At 39.3% G+C, this 21,270-nt stretch carries 18 protein-coding genes; 15 read left to right on the forward strand and 3 right to left on the reverse strand.

Features of this window, described 5'->3' with window-relative positions:
- Window positions 1–9 precede the first annotated feature (9 nt).
- From aceF to H5119_RS02055, 9 genes are all read left to right on the forward strand, one after another.
- Window positions 10–1,929, forward strand: a complete 1,920-nt coding sequence (aceF, locus tag H5119_RS02015; RefSeq protein WP_182701001.1) for a pyruvate dehydrogenase complex dihydrolipoyllysine-residue acetyltransferase — start codon at window positions 10–12, stop codon at window positions 1,927–1,929.
- A gap of 205 nt (window positions 1,930–2,134) precedes the next feature.
- Window positions 2,135–3,562, forward strand: a complete 1,428-nt coding sequence (lpdA, locus tag H5119_RS02020) for a dihydrolipoyl dehydrogenase (RefSeq protein ID WP_182701002.1) — start codon at window positions 2,135–2,137, stop codon at window positions 3,560–3,562.
- A gap of 161 nt (window positions 3,563–3,723) precedes the next feature.
- Window positions 3,724–4,404, forward strand: a complete 681-nt coding sequence (locus tag H5119_RS02025) for a tRNA-uridine aminocarboxypropyltransferase (RefSeq protein ID WP_182701003.1) — start codon at window positions 3,724–3,726, stop codon at window positions 4,402–4,404.
- 865 nt (window positions 4,405–5,269) lie between these two features.
- Window positions 5,270–6,493 (forward strand): alpha-xenorhabdolysin family binary toxin subunit A, encoded by a 1,224-nt coding sequence (locus tag H5119_RS02030; RefSeq protein WP_077536910.1) that lies wholly within the window; start codon window positions 5,270–5,272, stop codon window positions 6,491–6,493.
- A gap of 108 nt (window positions 6,494–6,601) precedes the next feature.
- Entirely contained in the window at window positions 6,602–8,950 is a 2,349-nt protein-coding gene (locus tag H5119_RS02035) for a hypothetical protein (protein ID WP_182701004.1), read from the forward strand.
- 1,263 nt (window positions 8,951–10,213) lie between these two features.
- Window positions 10,214–11,218: a Fe(3+) ABC transporter substrate-binding protein gene (locus H5119_RS02040; RefSeq protein ID WP_077536912.1), complete on the forward strand. Its 1,005-nt coding sequence runs from the start codon at window positions 10,214–10,216 to the stop codon at window positions 11,216–11,218.
- Window positions 11,218–12,849 carry an iron ABC transporter permease gene (locus H5119_RS02045; RefSeq protein WP_182701005.1) on the forward strand — a complete coding sequence of 544 codons (1,632 nt, stop codon included), beginning with the start codon at window positions 11,218–11,220 and terminating at the stop codon, window positions 12,847–12,849. The genes H5119_RS02040 and H5119_RS02045 overlap by 1 nt, the downstream gene beginning before the upstream one ends.
- Window positions 12,850–13,899, forward strand: a complete 1,050-nt coding sequence (locus tag H5119_RS02050; RefSeq protein WP_182701006.1) for an ABC transporter ATP-binding protein — start codon at window positions 12,850–12,852, stop codon at window positions 13,897–13,899.
- Between the two features lie 49 nt (window positions 13,900–13,948).
- Window positions 13,949–14,848: a Dyp-type peroxidase gene (locus tag H5119_RS02055; RefSeq protein WP_077536915.1), complete on the forward strand. Its 900-nt coding sequence runs from the start codon at window positions 13,949–13,951 to the stop codon at window positions 14,846–14,848.
- A 173-nt stretch (window positions 14,849–15,021) separates the two neighbouring features.
- On the opposite strand, the gene argR is transcribed toward H5119_RS02055, so the two are convergent.
- Both argR and H5119_RS02065 read right to left on the reverse strand, forming a co-directional pair.
- Window positions 15,022–15,489: a transcriptional regulator ArgR gene (argR, locus tag H5119_RS02060; protein ID WP_024611653.1), complete on the reverse strand. Its 468-nt coding sequence runs from the start codon at window positions 15,487–15,489 to the stop codon at window positions 15,022–15,024.
- 5 nt (window positions 15,490–15,494) lie between these two features.
- Window positions 15,495–15,680: a hypothetical protein gene (locus H5119_RS02065; protein WP_125825543.1), complete on the reverse strand. Its 186-nt coding sequence runs from the start codon at window positions 15,678–15,680 to the stop codon at window positions 15,495–15,497.
- Between the two features lie 34 nt (window positions 15,681–15,714).
- Here H5119_RS02065 and mdh point away from each other — a divergent pair, with 34 nt between their 5' ends.
- Window positions 15,715–16,647, forward strand: a complete 933-nt coding sequence (gene mdh / locus H5119_RS02070; protein WP_182701007.1) for a malate dehydrogenase — start codon at window positions 15,715–15,717, stop codon at window positions 16,645–16,647.
- 74 nt (window positions 16,648–16,721) lie between these two features.
- Here mdh and ispB read toward each other — a convergent pair whose 3' ends face one another.
- Window positions 16,722–17,693, reverse strand: coding sequence for an octaprenyl diphosphate synthase (gene ispB / locus H5119_RS02075; protein WP_182701008.1), 972 nt, complete (start codon window positions 17,691–17,693; stop codon window positions 16,722–16,724).
- Between the two features lie 422 nt (window positions 17,694–18,115).
- On the opposite strand from ispB, the gene rplU reads away from it, so the two are divergent.
- The 5 genes from rplU (at window position 18,116) to H5119_RS02100 (ending at window position 21,024) form a co-directional block, all read left to right on the forward strand.
- A complete protein-coding gene (gene rplU, locus H5119_RS02080) occupies window positions 18,116–18,427 on the forward strand; it encodes a 50S ribosomal protein L21 (RefSeq protein ID WP_182701009.1) in 312 nt (103 codons plus the stop codon).
- 16 nt (window positions 18,428–18,443) lie between these two features.
- A complete protein-coding gene (gene rpmA / locus H5119_RS02085) occupies window positions 18,444–18,701 on the forward strand; it encodes a 50S ribosomal protein L27 (protein WP_002957747.1) in 258 nt (85 codons plus the stop codon).
- 152 nt (window positions 18,702–18,853) lie between these two features.
- Complete coding sequence (gene cgtA, locus H5119_RS02090; protein ID WP_182701010.1) at window positions 18,854–20,005, forward strand: Obg family GTPase CgtA; 1,152 nt, start codon at window positions 18,854–18,856, stop codon at window positions 20,003–20,005.
- Between the two features lie 72 nt (window positions 20,006–20,077).
- Window positions 20,078–20,569 carry a type 3 dihydrofolate reductase gene (gene folA, locus H5119_RS02095; protein WP_182701011.1) on the forward strand — a complete coding sequence of 164 codons (492 nt, stop codon included), beginning with the start codon at window positions 20,078–20,080 and terminating at the stop codon, window positions 20,567–20,569.
- A 77-nt stretch (window positions 20,570–20,646) separates the two neighbouring features.
- Entirely contained in the window at window positions 20,647–21,024 is a 378-nt protein-coding gene (locus tag H5119_RS02100) for a DUF3718 domain-containing protein (protein ID WP_077536919.1), read from the forward strand.
- Window positions 21,025–21,270: the final 246 nt, after the last annotated feature.

Below are 21,270 nucleotides of genomic sequence, written 5' to 3' on the forward strand. Positions count from 1 at the left end.
AGGTTTGCAATGAGTATTGAAATTAAAGTACCTGATATTGGTGACGACGAAGTAGAAGTAACCGAAATATTAGTAAGCGTTGGCGACAAAGTAGATGTGGACCAATCACTATTAAATGTTGAAGGCGACAAAGCATCAATGGAAATACCTGCTTCGCAAGCGGGTACAGTGAAAGAGATTAAAGTAAACGTTGGCGACACCGTTACAACGGGCTCTTTAGTGTTTTTGTTTGAAGGCGAGAGTGAAAGCACTGGCTCGACTAATGCATCAGCCGCTGCTCCAGCTAAATCTGAAGAGGCAGCACCTGCTGCTTCTACAGGTTCTTCGACTAAAGAAGTAACCGTACCAGATATTGGCGATGACGAAGTTGAAGTAACTGAAATCATGGTTGCTGTTGGCGACACCGTTAAAGAAGAGCAATCTATCTTAAACGTTGAAGGCGACAAGGCTGCAATGGAAGTGCCAGCACCATTTGCTGGAACGGTTAAAGAAATTAAAGTAGCCGCTGGCGATACAGTTAAAACAGGCTCGTTAGTGTTTGTTTTTGAAGTAGCAGGAAGTGAATCTGCAGCACCGGCTAAAGAGTCGGCTCCTGTAGAAGCGCCAGCAGCTAGCTCAACAGCAAACGCAGCACCAAGTACTAAAGAAGTTAATGTACCTGATATTGGTGGCGATGAAGTTGAAGTAACTGAAATTATGGTTGCAGTTGGCGATACGGTTTCAGAAGATCAATCAATCTTAAACGTTGAAGGCGACAAAGCTGCAATGGAAGTACCAGCTCCATTTGCAGGTACAGTTAAAGAAATTAAAGTAGCCGCTGGCGATAAAGTATCGACTGGCTCATTAATTTTTGTATTTGAAGTTGCAGGCAGCGCGCCAGTAGCAGCACCTGCACCCGCTGAAAAATCAGCACCTGCAGCGGCGGCTAAAACTGAGTCGGCTCCCGCTCAAGCAGCACCAGCAAAAGCAAGTAATGAAAGCTTCACAGAAAACAGCGCGTATGCTCATGCATCACCTGTTGTTCGCCGTTTAGCGCGTGAGTTTGGTATTAACCTAGCTAACGTTAAAGGCACTGGTCGTAAAAACCGTGTGGTTAAAGAAGACGTGCAAAACTATGTTAAAACACTGGTTAAGCAAGTTGAATCTGGTCAATTATCAGCAGGTAGTAATGCTGGTGGCAGCGAGCTTGGTCTAATTCCATGGCCTAAAGTAGATTTTGCTAAGTTTGGTGAAATTGAAGAGAAAAAACTATCTCGCATTCAAAAGCTATCAGGCAAAAACTTACACCGTAACTGGGTACAAATCCCACACGTTACACAGTTTGACGAAGCTGATATCACCAGTCTTGAAGTATTTCGTAAAGAGCAAAATGCACTTAGCGAGAAGAAAAAGCTGGGTGTTAAAATCACACCTCTTGTGTTTGTGATGAAAGCAGCGGCTAAAGCACTTGCAGACTTCCCAACATTTAACTCTTCACTGTCTAACGATGGCGAAAGTTTAATTCTTAAGAAGTACATTAACATTGGTGTTGCTGTTGATACGCCAAATGGTTTAGTAGTGCCAGTGTTTAAAGATGTTGATAAAAAAGGCATTATTGAATTATCACGTGAACTAATGGAAGTATCTGTTAAAGCCCGTGACGGTAAGCTTACATCGTCTGATATGCAAGGTGGCTGTTTTACTATCTCTAGCCTTGGCGGTATTGGCGGTACGGCATTTACGCCGATTGTTAATGCGCCAGAGGTTGCTATTTTAGGTGTATCTAAATCTGAAATGAAACCTAAATGGAATGGTAAAGAGTTTGAACCTAAACTAATGGTTCCACTTTCTATGTCATACGACCATAGGGTTATTGACGGAGCATTAGCTGCACGCTTTACTGTGACTCTTGCAAGTTACATGAGCGATATTCGCCAGTTGGTGATGTAACCAGTTTAGAAAAATTGGTATACGCAATAAAATAAATAGAATCAAATCCCAGCCAGTTGTTTTTAGCTGGGATTTTTACCATTTGCAATGATACAATCTTTGTACGAATTGCATCACTTTGTGCGCTGCTCACTCTTTCTGCCTTGCAGAAACATGGCAGTTAAATTTTAGGGCAGTGTCCCGTTCAAACAATTAAGGTAAAAGCATGAGCAACGAATTAAAAACTCAAGTTGTTGTACTAGGCGGTGGTCCTGGTGGTTATTCTGCGGCTTTCCGTGCTGCTGACTTGGGCTTAGAAGTTACATTAGTAGAATCTCGCGAAACATTAGGTGGCGTATGTCTTAATGTTGGTTGTATTCCTTCTAAAGCACTTTTACACGTAGCTAAAGTGATTGATGACGCAGCTGAAATGTCATCTCACGGTGTTACTTTTGGCGCACCAAAAATCGATCTTGACCAAGTTCGTACTTGGAAAGATTCTGTAGTTGGCCAGTTAACTGGTGGACTAGAAGGTATGGCCAAAATGCGTAAAGTGAAAGTTGTATCTGGATACGGCAAATTCACGGGCAGCAATACTTTAGTAGTTGAAGGCGCAGACGGCGCTACAACTATCACGTTTGATAACGCGATTATTGCGGCGGGTTCTAAACCAGTTAACTTACCTTTCATCCCACAAGATGACCGCGTAATTGATTCAACTGGCGCGCTAGAGCTTAAAGATGTACCAGAAAAGCTACTTGTATTGGGTGGTGGTATTATCGGTCTTGAAATGGGTACGGTATACCGTGCGCTAGGTTCTGCAATTGATGTTGTAGAATTTGCTGATCAATTAGTACCAGCAGCTGATAAAGACATTATCAAAATTTACCAAAAATACGTAAGCAAAAAATTCAACGTAATGCTTTCAACTAAAGTTGTTGGTGTTGAAGCTAAAGAAGACGGCTTATACGTAACGTTTGAAGGTAAAAACGCACCAGCAGAACCAGTACGTTACGACAAAGTACTTGTTGCAGTTGGCCGTACTCCAAACGGTAACTTACTTGATGCTGAAAAAGCGGGCGTAAACGTTGATGAGCGTGGCTTTATTAATGTTGATAAGCAATTACGTACTAATGTAAGCCATATTTTTGCAATTGGTGACTTAGTTGGCCAGCCTATGCTTGCGCATAAAGCGGTTCATGAAGGTCATGTTGCTGCAGAAGTTATTTCTGGTCAGAAGCATTTCTTCGACCCTAAATGTATTCCTTCAATTGCGTACACAGACCCAGAAATCGCTTGGGTAGGTGTTACTGAAAAAGAAGCAAAAGAGCAAGGCTTGAGCATTGAAACTGCGGTATTCCCGTGGGCAGCTTCTGGTCGTGCTATTGCATCATCTCGTACTGAAGGTTCTACTAAACTTATTTTTGATAAAGAAAGTGGCCGTATAATCGGTGGTGCTATGATTGGTATTAACGCGGGCGAAATGCTTGGCGAAATCGGTCTAGGTATTGAAATGGGTGCAGATGGTGAAGATTTAGCGCTTACTATTCATGCTCACCCTACATTGAATGAATCAATCGGCCTTGCAGCTGAAATTTTTGAAGGTTCAATTACTGATTTACCAAACAAAAAAGCAGTTAAAAAGAAGAAGTAATTTAACTTTTTAATTTAGTTTCTAAAAACCCAGCTTTGCTGGGTTTTTTTATGTCTGGTTTTTAATTTAAGAGATGTTGAATTAATTCAATGACTATAAATATAAGATTAAATAACAAGAAGTCGTTACAATGCGCGCTTAATTAATTGAAGGTAAATACAGTGAAAAACTCAGTTTTAGCATTACGCGCTCAACAAATAAGTGAATCCCGTCGAGAGTTTAATGCTCGAGGCGGTAAATTAGATCGCTGTGAGCAATGCTTAATAGCTAAGCACTACTGTATTTGTAAAGGTGTTGAGCATGCAGATTGCGAGGCTGCTGTGTGCTTATTAATGTATCACAATGAAAGCTTTAAACCTTCAAATACAGGGCGTTTGATTGCTGAGATAGTACCAAATAACCACGCTTTTAGATGGGATAGAACAGATCCTAACCCAGCGCTTTTAGCTTTGATAAGCGATTCACAATATCAGCCTATGGTGGTTTTTCCCGCTGAGGATGTAGAAGAAGGTAGAGCCATCACAGAGGTTAATATTGAATCAGGTAAAAAGCCGCTATTTATATTTTTAGATGGTACGTGGCGCGAAGCTAAAAAAATGATTCGCAAAAGCCCTTATTTAGATAACTTGCCTGTACTTTCTGTTACTGCTGATAAACTATCTGATTATCGTCTAAGAGTTGCGCCTCATGCGCATCAATTAGGCACTGCTGAAGTGGCTATTATGGTATTAGCGCTTGCGGGCGAAATGGATGCATCAACAAAATTAGAGCAGCATTTCATCAAATTTCGTGATGCGTATTTACTCGGTAAGCGTAACAAAGGCCGGCCGTTAGAAGGTTAATGTTAAACACAGCTGTAGCTTTAACCTCGAAAGATAAATAACCTGAACTCTGGATAATAAATCTATCTCAAGCAGCTATTTTCAGCGCTAACTGCGTTGAATTTACTTGCAATAGGCCAGCTATTGACGCGTAAACTCGCCTTGCTTTCACGGAAAATCTCTGGCTAGAGAAAATAAATTTAAATATCATTATAATTCAATGTGTTAGTAAATATCTTAACCAGAGTTCAGGTTAGATAATAAATTTATTATAAGCCGCTATTTTCGGCGCTAACGGGGTTGAATTCACTAAAGTCCCATAATCAGAACTTAACATGTGTCCCCTTGGATATAATTGTACTGGCAACAAAAAGCTAATTGACTGTAGATGACAGCTCTCTACTTTGCTTAAACATCAAACATCAAACATATTGCCGAAAATGTAATTTCATAGGTTAATACTAACCCGCATCAGTATTTGAATAATTCGATTTTTACATTTTGAAATAAGCTTTCCTTAATTCCTCCTTTACTTAAAATCAATCCTTTTTCATTGTTATTTTTTGTTTTGTTAATTCTTTTTTACGCCGCTTATCCCATCAAACTGTCCTCCTGTACCATTTTTAGATAAATCAAATTGTACCCACTAGATATATGTTTATAAATTTCGTAATGTTTCCAAATGGTGAACAGCTTGTAATAAGTTGATGCATCCTCATTCGATTTCACTCTCGATTACACCCAGGTTCTATTAGCGCTTAGAGCTTAAAAGGCCCTATTGCACGGATAGATTTAACTTTCCGATAAGGAGATAACTAAAGAGCTCGATTAATGTAAAAAATGAAAAGATAACGATTAAATAATCATATAATTTAGGAAATAGAAAATGAAATTAATAAAATTAAAAAAAACCGCAATTGCTACTGTTATATCGTTACAGCTTTTGGGTTTTGGCCAAGTTGCAATAGCCGATAGCAAGATCCCAGAAATTTCACCAATCATGTACGACACACTCGGTGGTGGCTTAGATGGTGCTCCGCTATTTATTGACGTTGGTTCGGATAGTTTTTTACTTGAGAAAGATAAGTGGCAGAGTATTCAAATATTTGCAGAGTCGGCCGTTGGCCTACCAAATAGTGAGGCAGCTTTTAGAAGCGCAACTCGCTATCCTAATAGCACACCATTGAATAATCACTATATCTCTCTGATGGGAACGTTTGGGTCTATCTATTCACTAGGAGAAAGCTGGAACCGTAAAATTTATCCTGATGCGATTAATCTTGCTACAAAATTAGCAAATTATTCGGATATTCATTTGGCGTTAATTCAACCTTTTATCAATGGGTTAACTAGCTTACAGAACGCATCTCTAAGTGGAGATTTAAAAGCTGCTGAACAAAACCGTCAAACTACCATTGCATTTCTTAACACCTTTATTAATTTTGTCGATGGCAACCTTACTTCAACAGAATTGCTAGTGGACCAGATAATCGCTTTTCAGTCTGGTTTAACCACACAATCTGGTCAGCTCAATCAATCCGAGATGACTCTTGGCGATATTCTAAATAAAGAAGAGCCCGCTAATATTCGTTCCCGTATTGCTAAGTTAAAAGAAAAAATAGCAAAATTAAATGATGATATTAGTGATAAGGAACGCGACATAGGTTTAACGGCTATTGGCGGTCCATTAGCCTTACTTATAGGCGGCAGCATTCAAGGCGCTCAGCTAGAAAGTTTGAAAGACGATGTTAAAGATATTGAATCTCAAATCGAAACTCAAAATAAAGAGCTGGCACATGCTAGCAAATTAGCAACCTCATACGAAGTCGCAAAATATCAAGTAGAAGGCATGAATACAAAAATAAAAGATGCACTTAGAAACGTACGTTCAATACAAGTGCACTGGCAAGCATTGCACAGCGATATGAGCTCGCTAAGGGACGTACTTAAAGAGTTAGACGGCGAGAATGGATTGCGTAACGCCAATGTTGTGGTTGCCGGTATTGTTTCATCACCACTTGCTAGTAATGCTAGCAACTCTTGGATAAACATTTCCAATAAAGCGAAAGCGTTCTTACAAAACGCATACCTTCCAATCTCAAAACAATAAACTAACCACTATTCAAACAGTTGCACTTTTAATCAATATAAAGGAGTAATCTAGACTGGGTCTAGGTTATTTCCTTATGTTGTTATTTTTCTGCAACAGGGAGTTATTATGAAATATTCTTTACTCAGCTTATTAATAGGCTGTACTTTTGCGAGCCAAGCGGCCACATGGTCAGATTTATATCAGCTTAAATCTAGCGATAATTTGCCTACTGTCACGATGAAAAGCCAGCAACGGGTTGATGATCAAAATTATTTGGTGTCAGCCCTTCACTTAAACCTTAATGACGTGCTAAATAACGCAAAGGATCACAGTACTATAGTGATTGCTGCCGACACGGTTGAAATTAATCGAAACATGCTATTTGATGCGCCAAACAAACGGATATTTATTGTTGCACGAAAAATCATAGGAAATGGCACTCTCAGTATTAATTTAGACACTCAAAAGGCGCAAGCATCGACGCTAGTGTTGGTAGCGGACTCTGTAGAAGCTAAAATTAATATTGTAACAGCGCACTCATCAAGTGACGGAGAGCTTGAGCGCTTTAGTGTTGAGCCAAAATCATTTGGTACACTTTACCAAGTTTTTCAAGGGAATAAGTTTACAAGACCGATTTCGTCTGATCTAATTTCTTTGATTTCAGTCCATAAAGAATACATTTTAGATGTATTTGAAAAATCTTTTGATATGGCTGTTTCTATTTATGATCAAAACCCTGCATTGAGCCTCGAAATGCTAACTTGGGCTGAGTCTATTTTAAACTCAGCGCACAGTGTAAGAGAGTCAACATCTCAGTCAAAGAACTTTTACTTGCAGCTTGCTAATTTTAAACAGTTTTTATCTTACGCAACCATCAATGAAAATTATGTGCCTAGCTTATCTCTTGATTTTTACAAGCTAACGCTTAAAACCTATATAGAGGCAATGGAAGCATATCAAGGCAGCTACAATAACTTTAAACAGCAAGGCCGTAGTTTAGAAAGTAAACGCCAAGATCTTACCTTGATGCAGGATAATTTATCTGACGTTGCTGCCGCTGAGCAGCGTATTATTTCTCGTTCAGTGGAGCAACTTAACAGCTTAGTAAAAACGCTTGGTGAGCAAAAGAATTCGTTTCAAGCGCAAGATAACAATGTATTTGATTCAGCTTTAGTTTTTGAAACGGGGATCTCGGATTACAAACAAGACAAAATAAGCGAAATAGGCCTCAAGGTTATAGGGACTGTGGTCAATGCGGGAAAAGCACTTGCTGGCGCTGCAGGCGGTGACGTTAGTGGTTTGACAGAGCTGATTGCTAGCCTTCCGGAGACTATCAAAGAAATTAATGAGTTGAAAACCAAAATCGATGATATCGCCTCGTTAATGCAGCGAGTACAAACGGTTGGTGGTCAGCTAGGTTCTTTATCGAAAAAGACAGCAAATCCTTTTTCTAGCAGCGAGTTAGCCTTTGAGTTTAACCGTCTTAATGCGCTTATTCCTACAAAAGAAGAGTCTAACCGTATCTGGGATGAGTTTTTAATTACGGCAAAAGCACAGATGAAAAAGGCTATTGATGAAGATATTGATGGGTCAAGCGATTACCTAGTTGCAATTGAAAAGCTAATTAATCATGGTAAAGCAATTGTGGCTGTTGAAATAGACGTAGCGCAAGAGCAATCTCGCCAGATTGACTTACGTATTACTGCCGATGCAAAGCTTAAGCAGATCAGCCGAATTGATGAGTTTCTACAAAACAATCTAAATAGTTTAGATGAAGTACAGCAAATGGAAGAGCAGTTATTCCGCACGCTAAACAATCTAAAACGACCTATTTTTGTAGCGTTGACTAACTATCAAGCCGCTTTTAATTATTGGTCGTTAGGCGAAGCTATTGTGACGCCAAGTCTTAATCAAACTTATCAGGAGTACCGCCGCGACCTTGCATTACTTCGTGAGCAAGAAGCTGCTTCATTGGAGAGGTTTAATCCACGACCACAAGACTTTATGCTCACGATTGATAACTTAAATGCGCCACAGCAGCTTGTAGATTTTGCGAAAGATGGTGAGATGAGTTTTACTTTATCATTAGATAATGCCAATTTTTCACAGTTTGATCGTGTGCGCTTAGATGAAGTAAATGTTGTAATTGAAGGTAATGAGTTAAGTGAAAATCAACGATATGACATAGAAGTGAGATCGAGTGGTCACTACCTAGATAGATTTAAAGGGCAGCCTTACCAATTTAGTGCTGAGTCACTTTATCGCTTAGTTAGCTACGAGTTGTTAGATAGCCAATTATCGCGCATTGCGCTAATTACCAGTGGTGCAATTGCTGGTGATTACGCTATTAATTACTTTGAACCAACCCCTTTTACAACTTGGTCTATTAAGCTCAAACAACCAGAGTTATATGATTTAAGTAAAGTAGAAAATATTAAGGTGTCGTTTAAGGGAAATGCCATCCCTAAACAATAAATAGAGGGCGTATTTCTTTTTTGAGATTAAATTTGCAGTTGTGTGTTTGGTTTTTAAGTTAGGTTGAATCTCTGAGGTGTGGTTATTGCCAATAAATAGATGATGCGAGGCATAAATCCCAAACATACGCTGCTCACGGCTTTTTCTCAAGGCAGATTGAACCTGTGTTACTTGCATGTAGATAATAGATCATAGGTAATAGATATTTAATTTTAGCCGGATACAGAATTATAATGCTCACATAGGCTGCGGCTAATTAACCTGAACTCTGGTTAAGAGATTTACTAACGTATTGAATCATGGTGATATTTAAATTTATTTTCTCTAGCCAGGGATTTTCAGTGAAAACAAGGCGAATTTACGCGTCAATAGCTGGCCTATTGCAAGTGAATTCAACGCAGTTAGCGCTGAAAATAGCTGCTCGAGATAGATTTATTATCCAGAATTCAGGTTAATTAGTTTGTTGGAATTTATTTGGGCTTCTAATCGGTTTGAATTTTAAGCAAAGAAAAGCGCGCTCTATCTCTAGGCGCGCTTGCGGAATCTTCTAATTTTGCATCCTGCAATTGAACTTAATCAACTCCAATTTTTACTAATCCATGTCTATTACTATATTACTTTTTAGTTCTATGTAATGTAGATCAATCCCGATCTATATCCTTTATTCCTAAACATCCTGTAGGGGGAAATGCTATTACCAAATCCTCAATTGCACTTCCTAGTGCATCCATGTTTTAAGCAATCCCTTGTGTTACCTAAAAAGGCCTGTCCATTTATTCCTTTAACGTCCTGTTAAACAACTTAACCTGCGCTGTTATCCTTTTCGCGTCTTCCTGACGCTGTCCGTATTGCAACATTCCATTGTGATACTCGTCCTGAGCCTGTCCTAAAATCCGTATTATCCTGAGTAACCTAATCATTGGTTGGTCGAGTAAGCAATCCATTTCCATTTACTCGTAAGCATCACTGCTTGGTTGATGAATAAATTATAGGTGAATAAGGTAGTTAAACTAGGATAAAGCGGCATCAAATTACAGCTAGTGCAACTGTGATTTTATATTTGTTATTAAAATACAATGGGTTACTTTTTTTATGCTGCTTTTTTGTGTTACATTTTACTCATTTGCTGTCATATCCGTGAGAGATCTCCCACATGATATTTCCATTTCAGGCGTTTCTGTCTATTTATAGCCATTTAAAGTGTGCACTTTATAGTGGTTCAAGATAGAATTATTTGATAATAGTTATTGTTTAGGTGAAATAATGAAGAAAGCACTTACTATCGTTTTGGGACTTGTTGTATCAGTACCTGCATTTGCAAATGACGTTGTTAATATTTACTCTTTTCGTCAACCGTACCTTATTCAACCCATTTTAGATGATTTTACAAAACAAACCGGTATAAAAACTAATGTTGTGTTTGCTAAAAAGGGTTTAATTGAACGCGTTAAACGAGAGGGGAAGCACAGTAAAGCCGATCTAGTTTTAACCTCTAATTTTAGTGCGCTTATTCAGTTAGAAGACTTAAATTTAACGCAAAGAATAAAAAGCGACAGTGTCAATAAAAATGTGCCTGCAGCTTTTCGTGACACAGATGGCCAGTGGGTTGCATTAACAAAGCGCGTGCGAAATGTTTATTCGTCAAAAGAGCGTGTAGGCGCGTTACCAAACCTAACTTATGAAGATTTAGCAGACCCTAAATATAAAGGACAAATTTGCACTCGTTCGGGAAAACATCCGTATAACCTAGGGCTTGTTGCATCTATGATTGCTCATCATGGTGAGGCAGAGACTAAAGTGTGGCTGGAAGGCGTTAAAAATAACCTAGCGCGTAAACCGCAAGGCAATGACCGTGCTCAAGTAAAGGCGGTTAAAGAGGGGTTGTGTAACTTAGCGTTAGGCAATAGCTACTATCTTGGTAAAATGCTACAAGATAAAGAACAAAAAGCATGGGCTGAGGCGGTGAATATTAATTTTCCGAATCAAAATAACCGTGGTTCGCACATAAATGTATCGGGTGCTGTTATTACAAAGTTCGCTAAAAACCCTGAAAATGCCTTGAAACTTATAGAGTATATGACCGACAATAAAGCACAAAACGTGTATGCCTCGCTTAATATGGAGTATCCGGTTAAGGCAGGTGTTGAATTATCAAGTTTGGTTGCGTCTTGGGGTAGCTTTAAGGAAGACAGTTTACCACTTGATGAGATCAGTAAATATCGTCCGTTAGCACTTAAGCTGATTGATGAGGTGAAGTTCGATCTTTAATGAATTATAAATTTAAGCTGTCTAAATGGCAGCTATTTGCGTGGTCGACAGGCTTAATATTGTCGGCCCCGTTGTTCTTCCTCTTATTTGAATCCTTACAAGGCGACTCAGAGGTGTTTACTCACCTTTGGAATACCGTCCTTTGGGATTATATAACTAACACTGTGTTGCTGATTTTGGGTGTTTGTGTGCTCAGTTGTGTGATTGCATTGCCGCTTGGATGGCTAACTGCTTACTGTCGCTTTCCCGGTAAAAAACAGTTTGAATGGGCACTTATGCTGCCCCTTGCTATGCCTACCTATATTATTGCTTACGTATATACAGATTTATTAGATTACGCAGGCCCTGTGCAAATAACGTTGCGCGAGTGGTTTGGCTGGCAATCACCTAATGATTACTGGTTTTTTGATATACGCACATTACCAGGTGCCATAGTGATGATTGCTTTGGTCCTGTATCCGTATTTATTTTTGATTTTTAAAACAGCGCTTCGCGAGCAATCGTTTAAATTAGTCCAAGCTAGCCAGTTAATGGGGCTATCTCCTTGGAAAAGTTTTTTTAAAGTAAGTTTAATACTCTCCAGAGGTGCAATTGTTGCGGCCCTTGCGCTCATTAGTATGGAAACTATGGCTGATTTTGCAACGGTCAGTTACTTTGCTGTAAGCACCTTAACGACCGCTGTTTACGATACATGGTTTGGTTATTACTCACTGACAGCGGCTGCAAAAATATCAGGTGTTATGCTATTACTTTTATTTTTAGCATTAATGGCTGAGCGCTTTAGTCGCCGTGATCAGGCCGTGTTTGAGCGCCAGTCGAGCGTTAACAGTGAATCGCTTTATATTTTAAAGGGTAAGTCAGGGTGGTTAGCCACTGCATTTTGTAGTTTTATTTTACTTATCTCTTTTATGATCCCCATAGCGGTACTTATTAATTATGCCGTTACTTATTTTGGTAAAGCATGGAGCAGCGAGTTTTTTAGTTATGCTTGGCAAAGTTTAAAAGTAGCAGGAGTAGTGAGTTTAGTAACCATTGCTTTGAGCATATTAGTGGTTTTTTATCAGCGCGTGGCAAAACAAACATATCCACTTATTCCTGGACGCTTAGCAAGCACAGGCTATGCATTGCCTGGCACCGTACTTGCCATTGCGGTTTTATTACCGCTTACATTGTTAGAAAACACCATAAATACAGTACTCGCACCGTATAATTTAGACATAGGTTTGCTGCTTAGCGGCAGTGTTTTTACCATTATTATTGCTTATATTGTTAGGTTTTACGCTATTGCACATGGAGCGATAGAGTCTAGCTTTTTACGCATTAGTCCATCACTTGATATGGCAAGTCAGTCAATGGGTAAAAGCCAAGGGCAAACATTAAGGTTAATACACTTGCCTCTATTACGACGAGGTTTGCTTACTGCGGCGTTACTGGTATTTATTGAATGTATGAAGGAGCTGCCAGCGGCATTACTACTTAGACCCTTTGGTTTTGAAAGTTTGGCGACTCACGTATTTCAGTATGTAAGTGATGAGCAACTAGAGCTGGCCTCTATATCTGCTTTATTTATTGTGATTGTGGGCTTTATTCCTTTGTATTTTATTAACCGTTCTATGGAGCAACGTAGTTAAATGAGTAGTTTAATTTTACAAGGCGTAAGTTATCACTATAACGACACCCAGGTGCTTCATGATCTAGATTTAACGGTTGGTAAAGATGAAATAGTGTGTTTACTTGGGGCCAGTGGTTGTGGAAAAACAACGACACTTAAAGCAATCGCAGGATTAATTGAAACGAGCCAAGGCCGTATTTTTATAGATGGTAAATTGGTGAGTGATGAAAGCTCATTTATTTCACCAGAGCACCGTAACATCGGCATGATGTTTCAAGATTATGCGTTATTTCCACATTTAACAGTCGCTAATAATATCGCATTTGGGCTAAGTTCAATGAATAAAGCCCAGAAGCAGCAACGTGTTGATGAAATGCTTAAGCTTGTGCATTTAATTGGCTGTGCCGACAGGTTCCCGCATCAGTTATCGGGTGGCCAACAGCAACGTGTTGCTATAGCTAGAGCACTAGCTTATAGGCCGAGTTTATTACTCCTTGATGAGCCTTTTTCTAATATAGATACTCAAGTACGTTTTGAGTTAATCGCTGATATACGGCGAATTATTAAAACATCTCAAGTGTCTGCTGTATTTGTAACACATTCAAAAGAGGAGGCATTTGCCTTTTCAGATACACTTGCCATTATGCATCGAGGAAAAATTGCCCAACAAGGCTCGCCAGAGCAGCTTTTTTCAATGCCAAGCTCAAAGGAGGTTGCGCAGTTTCTGGGTCAAGGCATATACTTAAGCGCAGAAGTGTTAACGGCGACTGAATACCGTACTCCGTTTGGCTTAGTTAAATCGTATATTGCGCATGAACATACTGAAAAAGCAGGGACAATATATGTTCGTCCTCACCAAATAGAGTTAGTGAGCGACAATATACATAATGAACAAAGCGAGCGAGCAACAATATTAAGCAGTCGCTTTATTGGCTCTGCGTATGTTTATATGGTTGTTATTGCTGAACAGGAAATTGAAGTTGCTGCACAATATGGCCAATCATTTGATAAAAATGAGCAGGTTATAATAAAAATAAAACCTCACACGGTGAATTTTTTCGAATCATAACTAATTTGTTATTCGCTGTGTTAATCCGTTTATAAGCTAAGGAATGACAATGGCGCAAGCGCAGTCGGGGATTTGTGCTGAGGCAAACTTACACGGTTTGCATTTATTTTTTAATGTGTTTGATGGCCAAGATGAGTCTCTGCGCGCAAAACTAAAGCAAGTTAGTGCAATAGAAGAAGAGTTTAGCGATCAATTTTCTGAATCAATGCTGTCATGCATGCTTGCTATCGGCGCACAGTACTGGCCGCATATCTTGCCTGAATATATCCCAAGTGAATTACAGAGCTTTCCTAATATAAATCACAGCGATCATCATATGAGCGTGCAGCCGTGTGATTTATTCGTACAAATACGCTCAGACCGAGAAGACGTTAATCATTTATTTGCACTGCAAATTTTAAAATTATTTGCCCCCGATGTTGAGCTGGTGGAGCAAATTCGTAATTTTCGGTTTTTGGATGGCCGAGATTTTAACGGCTTCATTTATGGGGGCGACACAGCCCTTGGAAGAAAGAAACGTGCTACGGCCCTGGTAAATAAACAGGGGAGCTTTGAAGATCAAGGCAGTTATATTCATGTGCAGCGTTATAAGCACGATTTAACAATGTGGCAGCACTTATCATTGAGTGAGCAAGAGCAAATAATGGGGCGTACGCGTCTTGATAATACGCTTATTACACCTACTGTAGAAACCTCTCATGCTGTGCGTAGCGAGCTAAAAGACGAAAGCGGGCAACCGCTATTATTAAATCAGAGCATGCCTTACGGTGATGTTTACGAGCAAGGGATGTTATCTATTTCCTGCGCCTCGACAGGAACAGCATTTGAAAAAGTACTGAAAAGCCGTTTAGGTGAGAAAGAGTGTTATGATCAGTGGCTTGATTTCACTCAAGCCGACATGGGATCTGCTTTTTTTGCACCCTCTATAGGATTTTTAAAGCAGCTTTAATTTTTTAGCTTGTTATACCAACCGGCATAAATATCTGAACAAGTTAACGAATTAAATCACTCTATAACGTTGTTAAAAAATTTTTATTTAGAACAACTAGATATAAAAATCCTTGCCTAGTTATAGCGCAATTTCCTTATCGTTAAATAGACCCATATATAAGCCGGTTGGTATTAAACGTTATCGAATAATAGTCTTACGCGCTCTAGTGTGACGTCTATTTCAGATATTTTTGCAGGTGCAATAAATATTGTATCGTCGCCTGCAATGGTCCCTAGCACACCATCTGCTTTACCTAACGAATCGAGTAAACGCGCAATAAGTTGAGCAGCCCCTGGGCTTGTGCGAATAATGATCATCATTTCGTTGTGCATAATGTCGATTACTAATTGGCGTAATGGGCTCTTTGCCGTAGGAACGCCCATTTCTGCAGGTAAACAGTAGACCATTTCTTGTTTAGCGTTACGTGTACGTACCGCACCAAACTTACTTAGCATCCGAGATACTTTGCTTTGGCTGATATTATCAAAACCTTGCTCTTTTAACGCGTCAACTATTTCGCCTTGAGAGCCAAAATTCTCTTCTTTTAAAAGTGATTTAAATGCTTTTACCAGTGCTTCTTGTTTATCTTGCGGTTGCATAGTCTTTATTCATTTTTGTTATTTATGTCGTAAATTCTACACAATAATGAATAATTATGCAGTAGTTGTTTAGTTAACTTGCCAGTTTGATGCGATAAACCAATAAAGTTTACAACTATGGTCGAAAATATACCTGAAATACACAGGATAAATTTGTTTTTAGTCGCTAATTTCATTATCTTAAGAGCCACAAATATTTCCTACCTCAAATGACGGAGAATTCCAATGAAAGTTGCTGTATTAGGTGCTGCAGGCGGTATCGGCCAAGCGTTGTCTTTATTATTAAAAACAGGCTTACCAGCTGGCTCTGAATTATCACTTTATGATGTTGCACCAGTAGTACCAGGTGTTGCGGTTGACCTTTCTCACATCCCAACAGATGTTAAAGTAGCAGGTTTTGGCGCAGATGAACTAAACAAAGCGCTTGAAGGCTCTGACATCGTTCTTATTCCAGCGGGTATGCCACGTAAACCAGGCATGGACCGTGCTGATTTATTTAATGTGAATGCTGGTATCATCAAAACGTTAGCAGAAGGCATTGCTGCTAGCTGTCCTAAAGCGTTAGTTGGTATTATTACTAACCCAGTAAACGGCACCGTTCCAATTGTTGCTGAAGTATTCAAAAAAGCGGGTACTTACGACGCTAAACGCGTATTCGGTATTACTACGCTTGACGTTATTCGTTCAGAAGCATTTGTTGCTGAGCTAAAAGGCGTAGACGTAGCAACAGTGAAAGTACCAGTAATTGGTGGTCACTCTGGCACAACTATCCTGCCTCTACTTTCTCAAGTTGAAGGTGTTTCTTTCACTGATGAAGAGGTTGCTGCACTTACTCCACGTATCCAAAATGCAGGTACTGAAGTTGTAAATGCTAAAGCAGGCGGTGGTTCAGCTACGTTATCTATGGGCGCTGCTGCTGCTCGTTTTTGTATGTCTTTAGTTAAAGGCCTACAGGGTGAAGAAGTTGTAGATTACGCTTACGTTGCTGTTGAAAATGGCGATGCAGAGTACTTTGCACACCCAGTACGTTTAGGTAAAAACGGCGTAGAAGAAATCCTTTCTTACGGCGAACTAAGCGCATTTGAAACAAAAGCAAAAAATGACATGCTTGAAACACTGAAAAAAGACATCAAAGAAGGTGTTGATTTCATGGCGTAATAGCCGGTTTGAGCAACAAAAAAGCCTGCATTTGCAGGCTTTTTTTTGCTCAGAATTAAGTTCACACTGTGTAACTAGTGGTCGCGATTAACCGCAATTCGGGCAAGGCTTATGAGAGCTTGCTTATAGTCAGATTCAGCTAAAAAGTCTAAACAGGCAATGGCTTTGTCTGCTTCAAGCTCTGCTTTTTGCATTGTAAATTCTAGCGCGTTGGTTTGTTTAAGTGCAGATAAAATTTCTTCTAAATGATCCATGCCATTACTGTGCTCTATTGCATCACGAATGAGTTGTGTTTGTTGCTCATTACCGTGCTGCATAGCATAAATAAGCGGAAGCGTTGGCTTACCTTCAGCTAAATCATCGCCAATGTTTTTACCTAATTGGTCGGCATCTGCGTTGTAATCGAGTACATCATCTACTAACTGGAACGCGGTGCCTAAATGCATACCGTAAAGGTTCAGTGCATCAAGTGTAGCTTGATCTTGCTCTGTAATGATCGCAGCAAGGCCGGTGGCTGCTTCAAACAACTTAGCTGTTTTAGAGTAAATAACCTGCATATAGCTAGCTTCAGTTGTATCTGGGTCATTACAGTTCATTAATTGCAGTACTTCACCCTCAGCAATTATATTGGTTGCATCGGCAAGTATTTGCATAATTTGCATTTTGCCTAGGCCAACCATTAGCTGAAATGAGCGAGTGTAAATAAAATCACCTACAAGTACGCTCGCAGCATTGCCAAATTCAGCATTTGCAGTAGGCGTGCCACGACGCAAGTTTGATTCATCTACAACATCATCATGTAATAGCGTTGCTGTATGAATAAACTCAACAATTGTCGCAAGCGTTATATGATCTTTACCCTGATAACCGAGTGCTTTGGCTGCTAAAATAGCTAACATTGGACGAACACGCTTGCCGCCACTATTAACTATATACAAACCAAGCTGGTTAACTAACGCCACATCTGAACGCATTTGCGCATGTATAAGTTGATTGACGTCATTCATATCGCTTTTGATTAACGCCTGGATAGCTTGTATATCCATTGATCTCCGAGCCAATTTTTATGTGTGAACGGCGCAGATTGTACAACAAAAAATGCACTAGCTCGATATTTTGTGACGATTGATTGAAAAAACACTATTAAAGTACTGAATAGAGACTTAATTTGGCAAAGTAACTGGTTAATTGATAATCAAAATGCACTGTCAGTTAAGTTTAATTATTACACTGTAACGCTCCTAGTTAGCTGCGATAGTTTATTTTAGCTAATGGTTAAAAAGCACTTGGCAAAAGGGCTAATTAATATAAAATGAAGGAAATAATGAATTGTCCTCAATGCAGCTACTTTTTATTCGTTTTAATTACAAAAGAGGGTTGCTAGTTTTTTCGCATTAGCGTAAACTTCGCGCCCTATCGAAGAATATTTTAGTTGCGCCGATTTGAGGGCGCACAGACGGAGTTAATTATGTACGCGGTTTTCCAAAGTGGTGGTAAACAGCATCGTGTGACGGAAGGTCAAACGATTCGTCTTGAAAAATTAGACGTTGAAACTGGTGCGGCAGTTGAATTTGATTCAGTACTTTTAGTTGCTGATGGTGAGAAAATCGAGATCGGTGTACCGTTCGTAAACGGTGGTAAAATAACAGCTGAGGTTGTTTCACATGGTCGCGGTGAGAAGATTAAGGTTGTTAAATTTAGACGCCGTAAGCATTCTCGTAATCAAATGGGCCATCGTCAATGGTTCACTGAAGTTAAAATCACTGGCATTAGCGCTTAATTAGAGGTACTTAGAAATGGCACATAAAAAAGCAGCTGGTAGTACTCGTAACGGTCGCGATTCAGAAAGCAAACGCCTAGGTGTTAAGCGTTTTGGTGGCGAATCAGTTCTAGCGGGTAGCATCATTGTACGTCAGCGTGGAACTCGTTTTCACCCAGGCACTAACGTAGGTATCGGTAAAGACCACACTATCTTCGCAAAAGCAGATGGTAAAGTTCAATTTGAACAGAAAGGTCCTTTAAACCGTAAATACGTAACTATCGTAACTGAGTAATCAGTAAGGTAGTTAAAAAACCCCGCCTTTGCGGGGTTTTTTGTTTTCAGTTCTTTTATAATATATACCCAAGTGTTTTTCGTTGTGTGCTCTAAAGGCTACTTCGGTATATAATAGTTAAATTAACAAGCCAATCCCTAAAGTGAGTAATCATGAAGTTTGTAGATGAAGTAGAAATTCGCGCAGAAGCTGGTGACGGTGGCAGCGGTATCGTGTCTTTTCGTCGTGAAAAATATGTTCTTGATGGTGGACCTGATGGCGGTGACGGTGGAGACGGTGGTAGTGTTTATCTGCAAGCTGATGAAAACTTAAATACCCTTATCGATTATCAATTTGAGCGCTTTCACAGAGCTGAACGCGGTACAAATGGTCGTAGCCGTAACTGTACTGGCAGAAAAGCAGATGATTTGTTTGTTATGGTGCCTGTAGGTACGCGTATTATGGATGTTGAAACGCAAGAGGGGCTTGGCGATTTAACTCAACATGGTCAAAAAATTCTAGTTGCAAAAGGCGGTTTCCACGGCTTGGGGAATGCGCGCTTTAAATCAAGTACTAACCGAGCGCCTCGTCAAAAAACATTAGGTACACCAGGTGAAGTACGTAACCTGAAGCTAGAGCTACTGCTATTAGCTGATGTAGGCTTACTAGGCTTGCCAAATGCAGGTAAGTCGACATTCATACGTAGTGTATCTGCAGCTAGACCGAAAGTGGCTGACTACCCATTCACTACGCTTATACCTAACTTAGGTGTTGTACGCCCTGAGGCAAATAAATCATTCGTTATTGCCGATATACCAGGCTTAATCGAAGGGGCTTCTGATGGTGCTGGTCTAGGAATACAATTCTTAAAGCATTTAGAGCGTTGTCGTGTGCTATTACACATCATTGATCTACTGCCAGCAGATGGTTCAAATCCTATTGATAATGCTTTTGCAATAATTAATGAACTGCATCAGTACAGTCCAAAATTAGCTGAAAAGCCACGTTGGTTGGTATTCAACAAAATAGATTTGTTGCCTGAGGATGAAGCAAAAGCTTTATGCGAAAAAATAGCTGAAGAGCTTGGAGAGACTGAAAATATTTATGACATTTCAGCGATTAATAAACTCAATACTCAGCCTCTAATTCACAACATCATGACGTTATTAGATAGCATGCCGAAAGAAAAGTTTGCTGAAATAAAAGATGAAGAAATTGAGTTTAAGTGGGACACTTATCATAAAAAAGCTACTAAAGGCGACGATGATGATTGGGATGACTGGAATGAAGATGATTACGACGTGGAAGTTGTCTACGAGCGTTAATTACAGTTAATTATATAAAAGGAGCAATCGCTCCTTTTTCTTTGTTTAATTATAAAGTTTTAGGTGTTTAGAATGGTAATTTCAATGATTGCTGCAATGGCAAATAATCGTGTAATTGGTTTAGAGAATAAAATGCCTTGGCATTTACCCGCCGACTTACAGCACTTTAAAAGAATAACAACGGGTAAGCCGGTAATAATGGGTCGTAAGACGTTTGAGTCAATAGGGCGTCCTTTACCTGGTCGTCGTAATATTATTATCACTCGAAATAGCAAATACTGTGCGGAAGGTATTGAGATTGTTACAACACCAGAGGCTGCTTTAGATCTAGTTGGTGATGTGGAAGAAGTGATGATTATTGGTGGTGGTAATATTTACCAGCAATTTTTAGAGCATGCTGATCGCCTATATTTAACGTTTATAGATTTAGATATTAATGGTGATACACAGTTTCCTGATTACCAAAAAGTTGCTAATTGGGAAATAAAAGAAGAAGAAAGTAAACAAGCTGATGAAAAAAACAAATCTAGTTATAAATTCGTAACTTTATACAAAATTAAATAACATTATTGCGGTATCTTTAGTTAGTTGATACAATATTGACCAATCAACATAGGAATAAAGTACCATAAAGGTGTATCATGTCTAAATTATCAAAGTTAGTTGTTATTGCTGCTGTTGCAGTTGGTTCATTTTCTTATACAGCGCCTGTAAATGCTGACGATCAATTAGCGGTATCCATTTGTGAGTATATTGCTGCTGATGATAAAAATCGCCTACGTAGCAAACTTAAAAGTTCTCGTGTAAAAATTCGCAATATTTATGATGCAGTCCAATGTAATGGTAATAACTTGTTACGCCATGCTGTCGCAAGCAATGCGGTTGACACAGGTGAGTACATAGTTAAAAATCTATCGAAGAGCTCGCTTGCCGATGGCGCAGACATCGCTTGGGCTGAAAGCAGTGGTAATGGCGGTTCACCTCTTATTGCTGTTATTAAAGAGCGTGCGGGCCTTTAATTAAGAAAAGAAAAACTCCATATATCCATTATTTAATGAGGTATGGTTTTATATAAAAAACGCTCCTTTATTTGGGGCGTTCTTGTTTTTTAAATAGTATTTATTTTTGCGAAAAACCCTAATTATACCAATCTGCTTATATATGGGGTCTATTTAACGTTAAGAAAATTACGCTAGAACTAGGCAAAAATTTTTGTATCTAGTTGTTCTAAATAAAAAATTTTTAACGACGTTATAGTGCAATTT

Source organism: Pseudoalteromonas sp. SG45-5 (assembly GCF_014164085.1).
In the GTDB taxonomy this organism is placed as follows: domain Bacteria; phylum Pseudomonadota; class Gammaproteobacteria; order Enterobacterales; family Alteromonadaceae; genus Pseudoalteromonas; species Pseudoalteromonas aliena.

What these genes read in the sequence shown, in the direction of transcription:
- H5119_RS02045 (WP_182701005.1), top strand. Translation starts at nt 11,218, where the DNA reads ATGAATTATAAATTTAAGCTGTCTAAATGGCAGCTATTTGCGTGGTCG.
- folA (WP_182701011.1), top strand. Translation starts at nt 20,078, where the DNA reads ATGGTAATTTCAATGATTGCTGCAATGGCAAATAATCGTGTAATTGGT.
- H5119_RS02055 (WP_077536915.1), top strand. Translation starts at nt 13,949, where the DNA reads ATGGCGCAAGCGCAGTCGGGGATTTGTGCTGAGGCAAACTTACACGGT.
- argR (WP_024611653.1), bottom strand. Translation starts at nt 15,489, where the DNA reads ATGCAACCGCAAGATAAACAAGAAGCACTGGTAAAAGCATTTAAATCA.
- H5119_RS02040 (WP_077536912.1), top strand. Translation starts at nt 10,214, where the DNA reads ATGAAGAAAGCACTTACTATCGTTTTGGGACTTGTTGTATCAGTACCT.
- mdh (WP_182701007.1), top strand. Translation starts at nt 15,715, where the DNA reads ATGAAAGTTGCTGTATTAGGTGCTGCAGGCGGTATCGGCCAAGCGTTG.
- H5119_RS02030 (WP_077536910.1), top strand. Translation starts at nt 5,270, where the DNA reads ATGAAATTAATAAAATTAAAAAAAACCGCAATTGCTACTGTTATATCG.
- rpmA (WP_002957747.1), top strand. Translation starts at nt 18,444, where the DNA reads ATGGCACATAAAAAAGCAGCTGGTAGTACTCGTAACGGTCGCGATTCA.
- H5119_RS02035 (WP_182701004.1), top strand. Translation starts at nt 6,602, where the DNA reads ATGAAATATTCTTTACTCAGCTTATTAATAGGCTGTACTTTTGCGAGC.
- rplU (WP_182701009.1), top strand. Translation starts at nt 18,116, where the DNA reads ATGTACGCGGTTTTCCAAAGTGGTGGTAAACAGCATCGTGTGACGGAA.
- H5119_RS02100 (WP_077536919.1), top strand. Translation starts at nt 20,647, where the DNA reads ATGTCTAAATTATCAAAGTTAGTTGTTATTGCTGCTGTTGCAGTTGGT.
- cgtA (WP_182701010.1), top strand. Translation starts at nt 18,854, where the DNA reads ATGAAGTTTGTAGATGAAGTAGAAATTCGCGCAGAAGCTGGTGACGGT.
- lpdA (WP_182701002.1), top strand. Translation starts at nt 2,135, where the DNA reads ATGAGCAACGAATTAAAAACTCAAGTTGTTGTACTAGGCGGTGGTCCT.
- ispB (WP_182701008.1), bottom strand. Translation starts at nt 17,693, where the DNA reads ATGGATATACAAGCTATCCAGGCGTTAATCAAAAGCGATATGAATGAC.
- H5119_RS02050 (WP_182701006.1), top strand. Translation starts at nt 12,850, where the DNA reads ATGAGTAGTTTAATTTTACAAGGCGTAAGTTATCACTATAACGACACC.
- aceF (WP_182701001.1), top strand. Translation starts at nt 10, where the DNA reads ATGAGTATTGAAATTAAAGTACCTGATATTGGTGACGACGAAGTAGAA.